The sequence below is a fragment of the Bacillus sp. CH_48 genome (genome assembly GCF_038008465.1).
Classification (GTDB): Bacteria; Bacillota; Bacilli; order Bacillales; family Bacillaceae_G; genus Bacillus_A; species Bacillus_A thuringiensis_S.
In genome coordinates this window covers 2,283,783-2,300,155 of record NZ_JBBOZF010000001.1, presented here as the reverse complement: position 1 = coordinate 2,300,155, position 16,373 = coordinate 2,283,783, and the positions used below count along the sequence as shown (strand labels likewise).

Below are 16,373 nucleotides of genomic sequence, written 5' to 3'. Positions count from 1 at the left end.
CTACTTTACTATCCAACATTTTCTATTAGTATACAGCAAAACCGTGGACTATACATTCGTTTCCTGCATAGCAGCGAATTCATCCTCAGAAATAAGGACATCTCTTGGCTTCGTCCCTCTTGCTTCAGAAATAATTCCTTGCGATTGCATCTCCTCAATGAGACGTGCCGCGCGATTATAACCGATGCGGAATTTTCGCTGTACAGAAGATGTGGACGCTCCCCCTTGTTCTACAACAAATTGACATGCTTCAAAGAACAATTCGTCTTCCGACTCAGCCTGTTCTGTTTTCGCTAATAAATCCTCTTGCTTAAATAAGTAATTCGGCTTCATTTGCTTTCTCACATGATCAACTGTCTTTTCGATCTCATCATCCGATACATATACACCTTGTACACGAACTGGCTTAGATGTACCGTTCCCTAAAAATAACATATCACCACGGCCGAGTAATTTCTCCGCGCCTCCAATATCAATAATCGTACGCGAATCAACTTGAGATGATACAGTAAACGCAATACGCGTTGGAATGTTTGACTTAATTAAACCTGTAATAACATCTACAGATGGACGCTGCGTCGCTACTAATAAATGAATACCACAAGCACGTGCTTTTTGCGCAATACGACAAATCGCTTCCTCAACATCACCAGGTGCTACCATCATTAAGTCGGCTAACTCGTCAATGACAATAACGATATAAGGTAATGTTTCTCCTGGAATTTCTCGCTCACTTACAATCGTATTGTAACGAGTTAAATCACGAGCACCAGCGTGCGCAAACAATTCATAACGGCGTTCCATCTCTTCGACTGCCCACTTTAAAGCCGCTGTCGCTGCTTTTACATCCGTAATAACAGGTGCTACAAGATGTGGAACAGAATTGTATGGTGCAAGCTCAACCATCTTCGGATCAATTAACATTAACTTCACTTCATGCGGTTTCGCTTTATATAAAATACTCGTTAAAATCGCGTTAATACACACACTTTTACCTGAACCCGTTGCACCCGCAATAAGTCCGTGCGGCATTTTTCGAATATCTGTTACAATTGGATCACCTGAAATATCAAGTCCAAGCGCAACAGTAAGCGGTGATTCACTCTTTGTGAATACAGGACTTCTTAAAATTTCACGAAGAAATACTGGCTTACTTTCTTTATTTGGAACCTCAATTCCAATCGCACTCTTCCCTGGAATCGGCGCTTCAATACGAATATCTTTCGCAGCTAAACTTAACTTAATATCATCACTTAAATTGGTAATTTTATTTACTTTCACGCCTGGGTCTGGTTGCACTTCAAAACGAGTTACTGCTGGCCCTTGCGATACATTAATAACATGTGCTCCAACATGAAAATTATTAAACGTTGTATCTAATAATTCTTTTTGCTCATCTAACCATTCTGTATTATCTAGCGCTGATTGCTGCGGAATCGACAACAGCGCTAATGGCGGAACAGTGTATGTCGGTGGTGTGTGCAATACATTTCGCATATCGTTCTCTCTTTGATTTACAACATATGCTTTCTCTTGTACTTCCGTACTTGAAATTGGCTTTTGTACTTGCTCTTCCACTACTTGCTGCACTGGGCGTTCTTCCATTTGTGGCTCTGCTACTACTTGCTGCACTGATTGCTCTTCTACTTGTGATTCTACTACCACCTGCTGCATTGGTTGTTCTTCCACTTGTGATTCTACTACCACCTGCTGCATTGGTTGTTCTTCCACTTGTGATTCTACTACCACCTGCTGCATTGGTTGTTCTTCCACTTGTGGTTCTGCTACCACCTGCTGCATTGGTTGTTCTTCCACTTGTGGTTCTGCTACCACCTGCTGCATTGGTTGTTCTTCCACTTGTGGTTCTGCTACTACTTGTTGCACTAGTTGTTCTTCCACTTGTGGTTCTGCTACTACTTGTTGCATTGGTTGTTCTTCCACTTGTGGTTCTGCTACTACTTGTTGCACTGGTCTATTCTCTACTCGTACATTAACAGAATGCTGCATTGCATTTGCCCTAGCTGCATGTCTTTCCATTAATCGTGTTCTATCTTGTTTCAACATAACAACATTAAATGGTACATGACGCTTTTTCTCACGTTTTGGTTCTTCTTTTTTTACAACTGGTTGTTCTTCTGCGACCGGCGCTTCTTCTACAACTCGTTGTTCTTCTGCGACTGGCGCTTCTTCTACAACTCGTTTATTTTCTTCTGTTTCTGCAAGTAAAACATTCGCAAAGCTTTGAACGTCGTTCTTTGTCTGTTCATCAGCCTCAGCTACATGTATGAATTCACTCTTTTGTTCAATCGCTTCATCTTCTTGCTGAATTTCCTCAAGTGCTACAAATGTCTCTACTACAGGTGCTTTTATTTCTGCAATCACTTCTACTTCTTCTGACTCTTCCGTTTCCGCAATTACTTCTACTTCTTCTGACTCTTCCGTTTCCGCAATTACTTCTACTTCCTCTAGCTCTTCTGCTTCTGCAATTACTTCCACTTCTTCTTGTGCTTCTGTTTCTGCAATTACTTCCACTTCTTCTTGTGCTTCTGTTTCTGCAATTACTTCTACTTCTTCTAGCTCTTCTGCTTCTGCAATTACTTCCACTTCTTCTGGCTCTTCTGTTTCTGCAATTACTTCCACTTCTTCTTGTGCTTCTGTTTCTGCAATTACTTCTACTTCTTCTAGCTCTTCTGCTTCTGCAATTACTTCCACTTCTTCTGGCTCTTCTGTTTCTGCAATTACTTCCACTTCTTCTGGCTCTTCTGTTTCTGTAATTACTTCCACTTCTTCTGACTCTTCTGCTTCTGCGATTACTTCTACTTCTTCTGACTCTTCTGCTTCTGCAATCACTTCTACTTCTTCTAGCTCTTCTGTTTCTGTAATTACTTCTACTTCTTCTAGCTCTTCTGTTTCTGTAATTACTTCCACTTCTTCTGGCTCTTCTGTTTCTGTAATTACTTCCACTTCTTCTGGCTCTTCTGTTTCTGTAATTACTTCCACTTCTTCTGGCTCTTCTGTTTCTGTAATTACTTCCACTTCTTCTGGCTCTTCTGTTTCTGTAATTACTTCCACTTCTTCTGGCTCTTCTGTTTCTGTAATTACTTCCACTTCTTCTGGCTCTTCTGTTTCTGTAATTACTTCCACTTCTTCTGGCTCTTCTGGTATTTCCACAATGATTGTTTCTGCAAGTTTTTCTTCTGCTTTGACAATCACTGATTCTTCTGGAGCTTGCTTTTCCACTTCAATAGTAGGTTGTTTTATTTCTGTATTACGTTTAATTTCTTCTGATAATATTGTATCCTCGTGCTCTACTTTAGAAGCCACTAATTCTTCTTGTAGATTGTTTTCGTTTAACACCACTACATCTTTTTCTAGCTTAGCACTTTCCATCTGCTCAGCTACTGTTTTATGAAGTAATTCATCCGCTGAAACTTCCTGCGGTGTACTCATTCCTTGAATCACTTCTTTTTCTTCTACTAAAGGCTCTTGGCGTTCGATTTCATAACCGTTTTTCTCTAGCCATTGATCAACAACTGATTTTTCTTGCTTTTTATCCTGTTGACCAACCGATTCATGACTAGGCGAAGAAGACGTTGCTTGCCCTTCTGAGAAATCTGATAATGTATATCCTTTTTTCTCTAACCATGCATCAACAACTGCTTTGCCCTCTACAGATATTTCAAGATCTTCTCTTTCTTTTACTTCCTCCTGCTTTTCAACCTTTTTCTCTACTGAAGGACGATTATATCCATAAATTGGCGAAATCATTTCTGTTGGACGAAATGGTCTACGGTTACTCTCTTGCGAAGGTGCAGATGCCTTTTTAACGACAGCCTCTCGCACCGGTTCATATTGTACTTCCGGTTCTTCATATGTAGAAACTACCTTTTCCACATACGGTCGTCTGCTTCTTTCCACCTGTATTCCTCTTTGAGCAGTCGGTTCTTCATATGTTACTCCTTGAACAGGTTGTTCTTCGAAGTGATCTACTTCTCTTTCATCCTCTTCATCGAACCCATTATCCGGTACTAAAGGAAAACGGCATTTACCTGCATTCCTACTTGCCATTTGTGCTTCTCTTGCTTCAGTGTAGTGGTTTACACGAGGAATTTTCGGCTGACTTTCAATTTGCTTTTGTACTTCTTTATTCAACGCTGTTTGTTCTTCCTCTTTGTTAAACAACTTTTTCATCCAATCTAACATGCTTACCACTCTTTCTACTAAATAGTAACATCCTTTATTGTATCAGCATTCGGCAAAAAGTGCAGGTAAAATTAAGCATGTCATATTTATCCACAATATTCTAATTTACAAGTGTTTCATATGGAAAAACGCAGCCTTTCATGTAAGACTGCGCTTAAGCTTTACGCTTCCAATATGCATCTATACTATCCGTTACACTTTGCAATAAAGAATTTACATACTGCGGGTCAGATAATTTTTTATCTTCTTCAAGATTTGACATAAACCCAAGTTCTAATAGTACACCAGGTACTTTGGACCAATTAAATCCAGAAAGATCATCCCTGAATTTAATTCCATTTACTTTCACTTGCTGGTTCTCCCTCATTTTATTTACAATCATTTGAGAGATTTGAAGGCTTTCCGCATAAATCTCTTTCGTATGCGGACTGTCTTCTGCTGGCGTCAATACAGCAAATCCACTTTGGTTTGGATTTTCAGAACCATCTGCATGAAGACGTAAAAATAAATTTGCCTTATGATTGTTTGCGAATGTCGCCCGTTCTTTATTACTTATATCAACGTCTTGTGACGTTCTCGTCATTAATACTTGCATTCCCTTCGCTTCTAACTTTTCTTTTAATACGAAAGCCATTTCTAATACAAGTACGGCCTCTCTTTTTTTCGTCACAACACCAGTTGTACCATCTGTGACTTTATATTTTTGTGTTGTTGCCCCTGGCCCAATCGGCTCTAAATTTAAATTCGCTTTTTGTTGATGCCCTGGATCAATAACGACGAGAAACTTCTCTTGTTTTTCATTACTCTCTACTTTTTGTTCATTATTTTGCACTGGTTGCTCAGTTGGCAGCACCGGTGTAGTTTCCTCTATCTTTTCTTCAGTCGGCATTTCCTCCTGCTTATGCTCCACTTGCTCATTCGTTTTAATTGCTTGCGATTCTTCGTTCTTTTCTTGTTCTTGCTGCTTTTCTACCGGTGCGTCTTCTTTGGTATCTTTTCTTTTCTCTTGTATAGAAGATGTAGTTTCTTTTTTCGGCTGCTCTTGTGAACAACCAGCCATATATATTCCAATGAATGCAATCATGCTCATTATTTTTATATACTTCATACTTCTCTCCCATCACTTTGCACCGGATTCAAAGTTTTTCTTATAATTGCCCTATAATCTCATCCATATTTCCAATATAAACAGGATGCCACGTTTCTGTACCACGCTCTGCAGTATAAACCGGATAAGCGTTATCATCTATATTTACGAAAACTGGATCACCCATATCCGTTTCATATCCAATTGCAATCCATCCTTCTTGCCACTTTCCGTTTTCTTCACTTATTAATGAATTTTTATGTTTATCATATCGGTAACCGATTTGTCCTTTTTCTAATTCACTTTCACTAAACACATATATTTCATAAGTACCTAGCTCAACATCTTGCTGTTTTGAAGTTTCAATTCGTTTTAGAAGTTCTGCGATTTTTGGTTGTTGTTTCATACGTCTATCCCCTTCTATTTTTCTAAATTTTAACTAGTTTGTTTATAAAATACAATATAGATTTTAAGAAAAAAGGTGACATTCTTATCATATTTACGATTTTTTGAGTATATCTATCACAACTCTCAATATATCAACGATTCAACAAGAAATTTCGACTTACCGACAAAGAATGACAAAAAGAAAAGAGAGGCTGTCCAAAAGGACAACCTCTCTTTTCTTATATCAATTAAAATTTAAACTCTTGTCCAACTTCAAAGCTATCTTCTAATACAAGAATACCTTTTTCTTGTGGAGCGTCTGGAAGCTCTAATTCACGTGCAGAGCAGATCATTCCAGAAGAAGGAACACCGCGAAGTTCAGCCGGTTTAATTAACATACCGCTTGGCATTACAGCGCCGATTTTCGCAACGACAACTTTTTGTCCTGCATCAACGTTTGGTGCACCACATACGATTTGTAATGTTTCTGTACCGATTTCTACTTTACAGATGTTTAGCTTATCAGCATTTGGATGTTTCTCTTTTTCAGCTACATAGCCTACAACAAATTTCGGAGAAAGATCTGCTTCTACTGTTTCTTCAAAGCCATTCTTCGCTAAAACTTCGTTGATTTTCTCTACAAGCTCTTTCGTTAATGTAAGGTTTCCTGTTTCTTTTACTTCTAAGTAAGAAGATGCATTAAAGATGTTGAATCCTGCTGTTATATTGCTTTCACGATCGTATACGCGTGCAACATCTCCTTTGCGATCAAAAGTACGGTTCTCTAAAGTAATATCTTGTAAGGCAACAATTAAAGTGTCACCAATTCCTTCAAGGTTGTAAAAAACGTTCACTTCGTTCATCCTTTCTCTTTTCCATCTGTCTTCTTCCGATTTTTCGCTAAAATAAAGATTGGTTCAAATTCTCCATCTTCATATACGAATGAAAGTGATGTAATCGGAACATGCCCTTCGGCAAAAAATTTCATTGTCATTTGTGCAATAATATCATAACCGATTTCGTTGACGATATCAGCAATAATTAATACATCTTGGTGAGGAACAGCAACAACCATGTCACCAGAAATCTTTTCACGCATCGATTGTAGTAACGATTCGTTTAAAATACGAGTCGCGTCATACCCATCATTTGTGTTTAAAAAGTAGAATGTATTACCCGCTACTGTGTCTTGTTTAAATTCATAACCTAATGAGCGTGCGTTGAATAATGCCATTTCACGCACTTGCTGTTCTGTAAGTTCTAATTTTTGTAACAGACGTTCATCAATTAGTCGATACGTTTTATTCGAATCTAACGCATAGTAAATACGTGTTTCCGCCGTATGATCCGTCATAATAAACGGATTTCCTTCTTCTGCTTGTTTCGGGAAAGAAGTAGAACGAATAACAGGTAAAATTTTTGCTCCGCTATTTTCTTCTTTATGCATCGCAATTAGCGCTTCTTGTACGTAATAAGCAACTTCTTCAATTGCCTTTTCTTTGTTCACTTCCCATTTTGCTACAACTCCTGGAAGTGATACGTTAATACCTTTTTTCGAGTCTTTCTGTTCTATACGTAGAACCTCTTTCTCGCTATCATACTGAAAGTCCCACTCTGGACGAGATAATTTCTTCATTAACTCGTCTTTCATCTTTTTACTTGTCATCTTCATCTCTTTTTCCTCCCTTCCAAAAAAATAACCTCCCCCGCGAAGGTAGAGGTTGTTTTACAATTCAATTGGCAAATTGCCTTATTTTAAACCTTCAATGAACTCTTCGATTTGTTCTTGTGTTTTACGATCTTTGTTTACATAGCGACCAGTTTCTTCACCTTTATTGTACGCTACAAAGCTCGGAATGCCAAATACGTCTAATTTTACACATAGATCAATAAACTCATCACGATCTACATAGTAAAATGAGAAATCACTATATTTCTCTTCTACTTCTGGCATAAATGGGTCTACAAAACGGCAGTCTGGGCACCATTCTGCTGAGAACATAAAGACTACATTCTCTTCATTTTTTAATTGTTGGAATTGCTCCATGCTTTCTAATGACTTCATCTATATTTCCTCCTCTAACGAGTGCATTTTTCATGTTATAATCTTTCTTTTATACTACCATACATCGCGCATGGTGCAAGGTTTATGCTTGCTTTTTGTCATACTTATATTGCCCAACAAGTAACTTAACAACGTGTACAAATAATTCCGTGCGGTCGACATAATCATCTGTAAAAATACCAATCGCTCCTTCGTGACTACGAATATCTTTTCTATGTACAAACTCTTCCATCACTTCACTTAACTCCTTGCCATCTTCAAGAGGTGCTAAAAAATCGTCTGGTAACGTAATACGCGCTCCTCCAGCCACGAATACTTTCCCATCACTTGTTGCTAGCGCGCCCCAGTTACACATAAATAAACCGTGCTCCGTTTTCATCACACCGCCTTCTAGCCCAATACCAATTGGAGCTTCTCCTTCCTCTAGCGCTCGCTTCGCTCTATTAATCGCTCCTTGCATCGTCTCTTCATCTGAAAACGGCTGGTTTGCTACTCCTGAAGGAACAGAAAGAGAGGTAATTTCAGCATTTTTCCAAACCTTCTCCACAGCACCAACTTTCGTTTTATTCTTCGATCCAACTACTACTTTCATTTCGTTCACCTCTAAAAAAATTCATCATTCTATTCTAATATCCGCATCAGATACGAATTAAGTATCAACCACTACCACATATCACCAAGTCATCTATTCAGCCTAAAAAAGAAGGTTTTTTCTAGCAACATTACCGTCTTCGAAAACAAAAACAGCCTTCCTCTCACTTCCTACTTGGAGTCTTCATACATCATTCGAACACCAATTAAGCACTGACCGCTCCCAATCATCGCTGGGTCATCTATTCAACCTAAAAAAAGAAGGGTTTTTCGCCCTTCTTCTCTACGCGTTATTCTTAATTGTCTCTAACGTCGTTTTATCTGTTGTTCTTACAAGCTTCGTAATTAATTCTTTCGCCGCTGCATAATCATCAACATGTAAAATTGAAGCATGTGTATGAATGTAGCGTGCACAAACACCAATTACTGCTGATGGGATACCAGAGTTACTTGTATGTACACGGCCCGCATCTGTACCACCTTGTGAAATAAAGTATTGGTACGGAATGTTGTTTGTTTCTGCTGTATCTAAAATGAATTCGCGCATTCCTCTATGTGTTACCATCGTGCGATCGTAAATACGAAGAAGGGCACCTTTTCCTAATTGACCGAACTGCGTTTTGTCACCAGATGCATCGTTTGCTGGACTTGCATCAAGCGCATAGAAAATGTCTGGTTGAATCATATTTGCAGCGGTTTGCGCTCCGCGAAGGCCTACTTCTTCTTGTACAGTAGCACCAGAATATAATGTATTTGGTAATGTTTCATCTTTTAATTCTTTTAACAATTCGATTGCAAGACCACATCCGTAACGATTGTCCCAAGCTTTCGCCATAATTTTCTTCTCATTTGCCATCGGTGTGAATGGGCAAATCGGCACGATTTGTTGTCCTGGTTTTACACCAATTTCAATCGCATCTTCATAACTATCTGCACCTATATCAATTAACATATTTTTTATATCCATCGGTTTTGCACGTTGCGCGTCACTTAATAAATGAGGAGGAATAGAACCAACAACCCCAATAACAGGACCATTCTTCGTCATAACTTGTACACGCTGTGCTAATAAAACTTGGCTCCACCAGCCGCCTAACGTTTGAAAACGAAGCATTCCGTTTTTCGTAATTTGCGTAACCATGAAACCTACTTCATCCATATGACCTGCTACAAGAACACGCGGGCCAGTTTCGTCCCCTTTTTTCAGACCAAATACGCTACCTAAACCGTCTTGTACAATTTCATCCGCATATTTGCTTAATTCTTGTTTCATAAAACGGCGTACATCATGTTCAAAACCTGATGCACCCTGTAATTCTGTTAACGTACGAAATAATTGTAATGTCTCTTTATTCACGAAGTCCCCTTCTTTCAAACCTTAGTAGAATACCTCTTTTATTGTAACGAAATTTTCGAAATGTTTCTAGTTTCTTCTTTTTTAACTGTATTTGCTTTATAATTATTATTGGTACACTATTTTTATTTTATAGAATTGAGGTGAATATATGAGTTGGAAAGGTTTAGTAGCAGGTCTTGGCGTTGGGTTCGCAGCTGGTTATCTCGTTGCAAACAAAGTACAAGAACAATCCCATATTTCTTCAGAAAAAGCATTGAAAATGGTGAAACAAGCATTAAGTCATAAAGGTGAAATTACTGGCTCTTGGGTACATATGGTTCCAGAGACATTTGAAAAATATGATGTCGCATATGAAGTTTATCGCGGCGGTCTTACAACAATGTTAGATGATATACAAGAACGATTTGAATTTTTAGTTGATGCTAAAACAGGTACTGTTTTAGAAGTTATAGCAGCATAAAAAGGAGGGTTCCCATTAGGTGAACCTCTTATTTTTTTGAAATTGTGGGTATTGATTAAAATTATATCAGCGATTTTCCGAATATATCGACTTACCGACAAAATCCGATAATAAAAAAGAAGCTGCTCCAACAAATATGATGGAACAATCTCCTCTTTTTAAGCTTCTATACTCGTTTTCCGTTCTATTTTTTCTACAATATGTCCTTCCTCATTCCACTTCACAGCACGATAATATGCGTCATGATAAAACGTAAACCACGCCTCTTTTTCAGCACCATACTTCATCCACTTTTGCTTATTTTCAATCGAAGTCATCGGATAATCATCGTATGCCATTACCCATAATACATTTTGATGCGCGTGTGTCGGCAATAGGTCTGCTAAATGTAGCATCGTTTCTCCTTGACTCTCCAAAGCGATAACTGCATGTCCATCGCTATGACCACCGGTATGCGTCATCTTGATTTCATCTGTAATTTCTATTTCTTGCTGGAACGTAACAACTTGATCTACAATTGGCTCCCAATTTTCCTTCCAATATGTATTACGTGATCTAATGTTTGGATTCCTCATTTCATTCCACTCTGTTTCACTTACGTAAACTTTCGCATTTGGAAATGCCGGTACAAGGTGATCATCTTCCCATTTTGTTAGACCAGATGCATGATCAAAATGAAGGTGTGTCATTAAAACATATTGAATATCTTCAGGCTTTAATCCCTGTTTTTCTAACGATTCATAAACCGATGATTCTTCTGTTACACCTTGATTTCGTTTCATCTTCTCATTCAACTTACCGTTTCCTATTCCTGAATCAATGAGCATATTTCCATCTTTCGTTTGTAATAGTAACGGATCTGTTCGTAAGTAAATATGATTTGTGTCATTATGTGTATATTTACGTGACCAAAGTACTTTCGGCACAACACCAAACATTGCCCCTCCATCTAAATGTGTATTCCCGCCTTTTAACCACGTTACTTTTATATCTCCAATTTGTAACTGTTCCATTACACATCCCCCTTTTAATTAATCTTAACATAAAATTCTGATTATTTTAGGCATAAAAAAACCTATGCATTACTGCATAGGCTCTGTACGATATTTTGCTTCAACTCGGTAAATACGATGACCCTTACTAGAGAATTTCTCTTCGTATTCAGTCATGATGTTACCTTCAAAGTCGCTGTTATGAAGATCTAAGCTTAAGTACGTTAGTAACATACCATACTCAGCCATACTCATAAGAGAATATTCAAATAAACCTTGGTTATCTGTTTTAAAATGAATTTCTCCGCCTTCTACTAACACTTCTTCATAATTACGTAAAAACGTTTTATACGTTAAACGACGCTTCGTATGACGCTTCTTTGGCCATGGATCTGAGAAGTTTAAATAAACGCGATCAATCTCACCTTTTGCAAAGAAAACTGTTAAATCTTCAGCATCTTTATTAATTAACTTTAAGTTCGGCACTTCTTCTTCAATTAATTTATCAAGTGCATCTACAACAACACTTGTGAATTTTTCAATTCCAATATAATTAATATGTGGATTCGCTTTTGCCATATCATACATAAAGCGGCCACGACCTGTACCTACTTCAATATGAATTGGTTGTTCATTTCCAAATACTTCTTTCCAGTTACCAGCGCGCTCCTCTGGGTTTCCGATTACGATATGTGAATACTCGTTAATTCGATCCATTGCATATGGTTTATGTCTTAAACGCATAGATGTCTCCCTCTCTTTACAAAACTATTTTAAAGGAATAATTCCTTCTTTCTTTTTTTAATTAATCTACCAAACAAAAAACCAAGTACGTACGAGCACTCGGTCCGTTTCTTTCAAGTATAAGATGTACCATTTTGATAAAAACTACATACAGCATTAAACATTCCATGACGAAACAGCTTTTTCTCTTACATTTGAAGAGAAAAACAATCGAAAGGATGATCCGTTCATGCCAATTAATCAACAACATCAATTAGAAGTGCTGAAAGATATTTTAGTCAACCACCAAAGTGATTGCTGCGGGACAGTTTCAGAATGCGAGCAATTAGAGCGCCTCATTCAATCGTTACTCGCAAACGATAATATAAGTAGTGACGCTAAAACAATGCTAAACGATGTATATTCTTATAGTCAATCGGGTAAATCTTCCTCTAATTTGGACAACCATATTTCCAATAATCAAGAACAACTTACTCAGTGGATTGCTGGAATGGACAATTTTTCTTAAGTATTATTCTGAAGCAAGTAGTTGCTGTAAATATTGATGCCAATATTCAGCTTCTGCTTGCTGTTTTTTTGTTGTATGCCATTGAATAGACAAAATCGTTTGTGCTATCACATACCATCTCATACGCCTAAGCAGCGATTCATCCATTTCAATATCATAAAAACCGAGCCACTCACTCCACTCCTGGCGCGGAATGTACCAATATAATAACATACCAAGGTCTAGAGCCGGGTCAGCAATTACAGCTCCATCCCAATCAATTAAAAACAACTCATCTTCATCCGACAATATCCAATTGTTATGGTTTACATCACAATGGCATACAACAAATTCATTGTATTCAATAGCTTTTAATGAACCCATTAAATATTGAAGGCCTTGCTGAATTGTTTCATCATCCCTTATATCTCCTCTTAAAACGAGTTGCAGTTGTTGTAATAACTCTTGTGCGTGAAGCGGCTGCTTCCCAAGTCTTTGAATCATCTGTACAAGCGCTTTAGAGGAGTGTATTTTCTTCAAAAGTTTCGCAACACGTTCTAGTTTCATATCCTCTGGCTCTAGCTTCTGTCCCGGAAGCCATTTTTGAGCAGAAATTACATCACCATTCGTTACCCTTCTTGTCCAAAGTAATTTTGGAACAATTCCTTCTGCTGACAATACCGCTAAAAAGGGCGATGTATTCCGCTTTAAAAATAACTTCTGTTGTCCGTTTTGCGCAATATATGCATCGCCCGTTACTCCACCAGCCGGTACAAGACTCCACTCTTTTCCTAATAATTGTTCCAACCATTCCATATTCATTACCCGTTAACAAATCCTTATCTTTTATAGTTATGAAAAGAAAAACCGCAACATTTCTACACATGTTGTGGATTCATATATTTTACTGTAAATGAAAAGAAAAATTAGCCTAGGCCAAAAATCCTCTATTTTATTTTACAAAACCTGTCATAGAATGACAACTTATCAAAATCGTCACCTTTGTCAATTCTACATTTATTACATTCTCATCGTCAAGTAGCGATTTGTCACATTATCGTCAATATATACGTGCTAATTGGAGCGAGCCTAAGTTCCTTTCCTCTAAATGAAGAAATTGGATCTATTTTCGCTTCGTTTTCGTTTACTAACACATGCCACGTTTCTTCTTTCGGAAGTTGCACCGTTTTAGCTTCTAAACCGCTATTAAATAAAACGACAATCTCTTTCCACGGTCCAAACGATTTTACATTTTGCAGGTGGTATGCAAGTACTTCTGTAGATGTTTGTAAAAAAGTCATATGTTTTTTTATAAGGTCTGCGTTTTGTAATCGGAATGCCCCATGCTCTTTACGAATCGCAATTAAACCTTTTATATAGTTAACAGTCTCTATCTCTTTCTCTTTTTGATCCCAATCTAATTGATTAATCTCATCATTTGCATTATAACTATTTTCATTTCCTTTCTTCGTACGATAAAACTCTTGTCCTGCATGTAAGAAAGGAATGCCTTGTGAAAGAATAACCATTGCGCTCGCTAGCAGGTGACGTTTTTTCAAAATCGCTTCTGATTCTTCATTACTGCGCACTAGTTTATCCCACATCGTCATATTATCATGACATTCTACATAATTAATGCTTTGCGCCGGCTCTAGAAACAGCCCTGTTTCTTTCATACTTAAAAGACTTCCTGCTGCAATATACTGCAAATGATTACAGTCTACAGACCCACCAAATGCAAAACCACGCTTGTTTATATGAAATGTACTCCCTTTTATCCCATCACGAAATTGATCATTAAACTGCGCAATATGCGGCATGTTCTTCGCATTATTTAACGTTGCTTTTTCTTTGGCAGGAAGTGGTGTTTGTAAATCCCATCCTTCTCCTAATAATAAAGCATCTCGTTTTATGTTTCGTACTTCTTTTTCTATCACATTCATTGTATCAACATCTAAAATTCCCATTAAGTCGAATCGGAATCCATCGACATTGTATTCAGTAAGCCAATATAAAATAGACTCTACAATGAATTTCCTCATCATTTTCCGTTCAGACGCTATATCATTTCCGACTCCCGTCCCATTAGAAGGCATACCATCTTCACCATGACGAAAATAATAGCCTGGAACAAGCTTTTCAAATGATGATAGCTCTCTTTCATAAACATGATTATATACAACATCTATGATCACCCTAATACCTTGTTCATGAAATGTTTCAATTAGTTGTTTGCACTCAACTATCCTGTTATACGGATCAGAGGGATTTGTAGCATAAAATCCTGTTGGTGCATTGTAATATAATGGATTATACCCCCAATTATAGGCGGACGAAGGATTCGCCTCATCTACACCACCGAAACAATATAAAGGTAATAGTTCAACATGTGTAACACCTAAATCTTTTATATGAGACAACCCTGTTAACGTCCCGTTCCGTCCCGTTGTTCCCTCTTCCATCAATCCTTTATATGTTCCCTTTTGACTCACTCCACTATTTTGATGTATAGTCGCATCACGAATATGCAGTTCATACAATATGGCATCTGTCATTGATTGTAATGGTGTTAATCCCTCTCGTCTTGTTACACTCGTTTTTTCTAAATCGATAACAACACCGTGTTTGCCGTTTACCGTCACCGACTTTGCATAAGGATCCACAGCTTCGTTCCATATTAAATTAATACAAACAAGAAATGTATAGCATGCTCCGTCTAAATCCCCTTGTAATGTTTGAATCCAAACTCCGTTTTCTTCTCTGTACATTTCATGATCGGTATATTCTTTATCACTCTTATAAATTCTTACTTTCGCAAGCCTTGCGGTTGGAGCCCATACTTTAAATGTCGTTTCTTCTTTTTGATACACAGCACCTAAATCTGTACCTTCGTAATAATACTTTTCATCGAAAATTGTTGTTCGAATAACAGCACCTATTTGTAAATCCGTTTCTTCATTCCGTTCATCTCGTACTGTATAATACTTCCCCACATCTAGCGGCTCTTCTATAAAGCACTCATACTTCGTTGCATCTGGAAGTGCAATAGTATGAGCAATCGGTAAATCTTTCACATTACTTCCTTCTTGCAAACGAAATGTCCGACTTGTTCCATACGCATGTGGGAGCAAAATTGTAATTTTATTCATTTCATCTAAATAGGCATCAAATGGACGTTTTACTTTCAACATAAAAAAATCACCATCATTCTCAAAGTTAAAATAAAGTGAAACTTTAATGAGCGAGAAAATTTTTCCATCCTCACTTATTATTAGCCTTCACCAATCAGGCGAGATAAAATGAGCTGCAAATGATAAGACTTTTCTTATCAACAAGACTCTATACAGTAACTCCATTCTTCTCTATAGTATATTCACCTGCATAAAAAACGTTTTCAACATTCTATTTTTGTAATTTTATTTCAGCAATCGATTTATACTTCGGGGTTTCTTTCACGTGGGATTCGTATAAAGTAATTGTATCTGCTTGAAATGATATTTCAGGCACTTCTTTTATACTTTCTAAATGAAACTTTTCTTCTCCTATCCATTTACGAGCAACAGTAATATGTGGATGATACGGGCGTGTTTCTAGAGAAAAACCATTTTCTTCACAAATGGCATGTACTTGCTTTTGTAACTGAAACAAATCATGATTCTCACTTACCTTCGCCCAAAGAATACGGGGCTGATCTTCCCTACCAAACGTTGAAAAACCTTGTAACGTGAACGATAGTTCTTTTGTTTTTATAAGTGTTTGTAATCCATTCTTTATCCCTTTTAACTGTTCTTCTGTCGCACCTCCTAAAAAGGAAAGGGTAATATGATAATCTTCCTTATGTACCCACGAGCGAAATGGTAATTTCTCATTCGTATCCTCTTTATAGTTAGACAGCACTTCTTTTATATGATTTGGTAACGTAATTGCGACAAAATAATGCCTATCCATGTACACCGTCTCCTTCTTTCTATTGTTGCTTTTCTTTCTTATCTCATTCAAT

The 16,373-nt window shown here is 37.5% G+C and carries 15 protein-coding genes; 2 read left to right on the top strand and 13 right to left on the bottom strand.

Annotation, left to right across the window (positions count from 1 at the left end; genetic code table 11):
- Nucleotides 1-48: 48 nt before the first annotated feature.
- The 8 genes from N2V92_RS11480 to N2V92_RS11445 all read right to left on the bottom strand — a co-directional run bounded on the left by N2V92_RS11480 (nt 49) and on the right by N2V92_RS11445 (nt 9,690).
- Nucleotides 49-4,203, bottom strand: a complete 4,155-nt coding sequence (locus N2V92_RS11480) for a DNA translocase FtsK (RefSeq protein ID WP_042595955.1) — start codon at nt 4,201-4,203, stop codon at nt 49-51.
- 154 nt (nt 4,204-4,357) lie between these two features.
- Complete coding sequence (locus tag N2V92_RS11475) at nt 4,358-5,311, bottom strand: N-acetylmuramoyl-L-alanine amidase (RefSeq protein WP_016077206.1); 954 nt, start codon at nt 5,309-5,311, stop codon at nt 4,358-4,360.
- 40 nt (nt 5,312-5,351) lie between these two features.
- Complete coding sequence (locus tag N2V92_RS11470; RefSeq protein WP_000813351.1) at nt 5,352-5,696, bottom strand: hypothetical protein; 345 nt, start codon at nt 5,694-5,696, stop codon at nt 5,352-5,354.
- 229 nt (nt 5,697-5,925) lie between these two features.
- Nucleotides 5,926-6,540 carry a YtpR family tRNA-binding protein gene (gene ytpR / locus N2V92_RS11465; protein ID WP_016077205.1) on the bottom strand — a complete coding sequence of 205 codons (615 nt, stop codon included), beginning with the start codon at nt 6,538-6,540 and terminating at the stop codon, nt 5,926-5,928.
- Nucleotides 6,537-7,349 carry a DUF1444 domain-containing protein gene (locus tag N2V92_RS11460; protein WP_000784606.1) on the bottom strand — a complete coding sequence of 271 codons (813 nt, stop codon included), beginning with the start codon at nt 7,347-7,349 and terminating at the stop codon, nt 6,537-6,539. Before N2V92_RS11460 ends, ytpR begins: the two co-directional genes overlap by 4 nt.
- Nucleotides 7,350-7,427: 78 nt before the next feature.
- Nucleotides 7,428-7,742: a thioredoxin family protein gene (locus tag N2V92_RS11455; RefSeq protein ID WP_000838193.1), complete on the bottom strand. Its 315-nt coding sequence runs from the start codon at nt 7,740-7,742 to the stop codon at nt 7,428-7,430.
- Nucleotides 7,743-7,824: 82 nt separating this feature from the next.
- Nucleotides 7,825-8,334 carry a DUF84 family protein gene (locus tag N2V92_RS11450; protein WP_000869961.1) on the bottom strand — a complete coding sequence of 170 codons (510 nt, stop codon included), beginning with the start codon at nt 8,332-8,334 and terminating at the stop codon, nt 7,825-7,827.
- Between the two features lie 282 nt (nt 8,335-8,616).
- Entirely contained in the window at nt 8,617-9,690 is a 1,074-nt protein-coding gene (locus N2V92_RS11445; protein WP_001031517.1) for a M42 family metallopeptidase, read from the bottom strand.
- A 148-nt stretch (nt 9,691-9,838) separates the two neighbouring features.
- Between N2V92_RS11445 and N2V92_RS11440 the strand changes: the two genes are divergently transcribed.
- On the top strand, nt 9,839-10,150 hold the full coding sequence (locus N2V92_RS11440; RefSeq protein ID WP_000118541.1) for a PepSY domain-containing protein: 312 nt from the start codon (nt 9,839-9,841) through the stop codon (nt 10,148-10,150).
- Between the two features lie 158 nt (nt 10,151-10,308).
- Here N2V92_RS11440 and N2V92_RS11435 read toward each other — a convergent pair whose 3' ends face one another.
- Both N2V92_RS11435 and trmB read right to left on the bottom strand, forming a co-directional pair.
- Nucleotides 10,309-11,163, bottom strand: a complete 855-nt coding sequence (locus N2V92_RS11435; protein ID WP_000436876.1) for a YtnP family quorum-quenching lactonase — start codon at nt 11,161-11,163, stop codon at nt 10,309-10,311.
- Nucleotides 11,164-11,232: 69 nt separating this feature from the next.
- Nucleotides 11,233-11,886: a tRNA (guanosine(46)-N7)-methyltransferase TrmB gene (gene trmB, locus N2V92_RS11430; protein ID WP_001239383.1), complete on the bottom strand. Its 654-nt coding sequence runs from the start codon at nt 11,884-11,886 to the stop codon at nt 11,233-11,235.
- A gap of 229 nt (nt 11,887-12,115) precedes the next feature.
- Here trmB and N2V92_RS11425 point away from each other — a divergent pair, with 229 nt between their 5' ends.
- On the top strand, nt 12,116-12,394 hold the full coding sequence (locus N2V92_RS11425) for a YtzH-like family protein (RefSeq protein ID WP_001122235.1): 279 nt from the start codon (nt 12,116-12,118) through the stop codon (nt 12,392-12,394).
- Nucleotides 12,395-12,397: 3 nt separating this feature from the next.
- Here N2V92_RS11425 and N2V92_RS11420 read toward each other — a convergent pair whose 3' ends face one another.
- From N2V92_RS11420 to thpR, 3 genes are all read right to left on the bottom strand, one after another.
- Nucleotides 12,398-13,195 (bottom strand): phosphotransferase family protein, encoded by a 798-nt coding sequence (locus N2V92_RS11420; protein WP_002081999.1) that lies wholly within the window; start codon nt 13,193-13,195, stop codon nt 12,398-12,400.
- Nucleotides 13,196-13,422: 227 nt separating this feature from the next.
- Nucleotides 13,423-15,564 (bottom strand): type I pullulanase, encoded by a 2,142-nt coding sequence (gene pulA, locus N2V92_RS11415; protein WP_016077204.1) that lies wholly within the window; start codon nt 15,562-15,564, stop codon nt 13,423-13,425.
- A 211-nt stretch (nt 15,565-15,775) separates the two neighbouring features.
- Nucleotides 15,776-16,321 carry an RNA 2',3'-cyclic phosphodiesterase gene (thpR, locus tag N2V92_RS11410; RefSeq protein WP_000373845.1) on the bottom strand — a complete coding sequence of 182 codons (546 nt, stop codon included), beginning with the start codon at nt 16,319-16,321 and terminating at the stop codon, nt 15,776-15,778.
- Nucleotides 16,322-16,373: the final 52 nt, after the last annotated feature.

Excerpts from the sequence above, each read along its gene's own strand:
- N2V92_RS11480 (WP_042595955.1), bottom strand. The coding sequence starts at position 4,203 with ATGTTAGATTGGATGAAAAAGTTGTTTAACAAAGAGGAAGAACAAACA.
- N2V92_RS11475 (WP_016077206.1), bottom strand. The coding sequence starts at position 5,311 with ATGAAGTATATAAAAATAATGAGCATGATTGCATTCATTGGAATATAT.
- N2V92_RS11470 (WP_000813351.1), bottom strand. The coding sequence starts at position 5,696 with ATGAAACAACAACCAAAAATCGCAGAACTTCTAAAACGAATTGAAACT.
- ytpR (WP_016077205.1), bottom strand. The coding sequence starts at position 6,540 with ATGAACGAAGTGAACGTTTTTTACAACCTTGAAGGAATTGGTGACACT.
- N2V92_RS11460 (WP_000784606.1), bottom strand. The coding sequence starts at position 7,349 with ATGAAGATGACAAGTAAAAAGATGAAAGACGAGTTAATGAAGAAATTA.
- N2V92_RS11455 (WP_000838193.1), bottom strand. The coding sequence starts at position 7,742 with ATGAAGTCATTAGAAAGCATGGAGCAATTCCAACAATTAAAAAATGAA.
- N2V92_RS11450 (WP_000869961.1), bottom strand. The coding sequence starts at position 8,334 with ATGAAAGTAGTAGTTGGATCGAAGAATAAAACGAAAGTTGGTGCTGTG.
- N2V92_RS11440 (WP_000118541.1), top strand. The coding sequence starts at position 9,839 with ATGAGTTGGAAAGGTTTAGTAGCAGGTCTTGGCGTTGGGTTCGCAGCT.
- N2V92_RS11435 (WP_000436876.1), bottom strand. The coding sequence starts at position 11,163 with ATGGAACAGTTACAAATTGGAGATATAAAAGTAACGTGGTTAAAAGGC.
- trmB (WP_001239383.1), bottom strand. The coding sequence starts at position 11,886 with ATGCGTTTAAGACATAAACCATATGCAATGGATCGAATTAACGAGTAT.
- N2V92_RS11425 (WP_001122235.1), top strand. The coding sequence starts at position 12,116 with ATGCCAATTAATCAACAACATCAATTAGAAGTGCTGAAAGATATTTTA.
- N2V92_RS11420 (WP_002081999.1), bottom strand. The coding sequence starts at position 13,195 with ATGAATATGGAATGGTTGGAACAATTATTAGGAAAAGAGTGGAGTCTT.
- pulA (WP_016077204.1), bottom strand. The coding sequence starts at position 15,564 with ATGTTGAAAGTAAAACGTCCATTTGATGCCTATTTAGATGAAATGAAT.
- thpR (WP_000373845.1), bottom strand. The coding sequence starts at position 16,321 with ATGGATAGGCATTATTTTGTCGCAATTACGTTACCAAATCATATAAAA.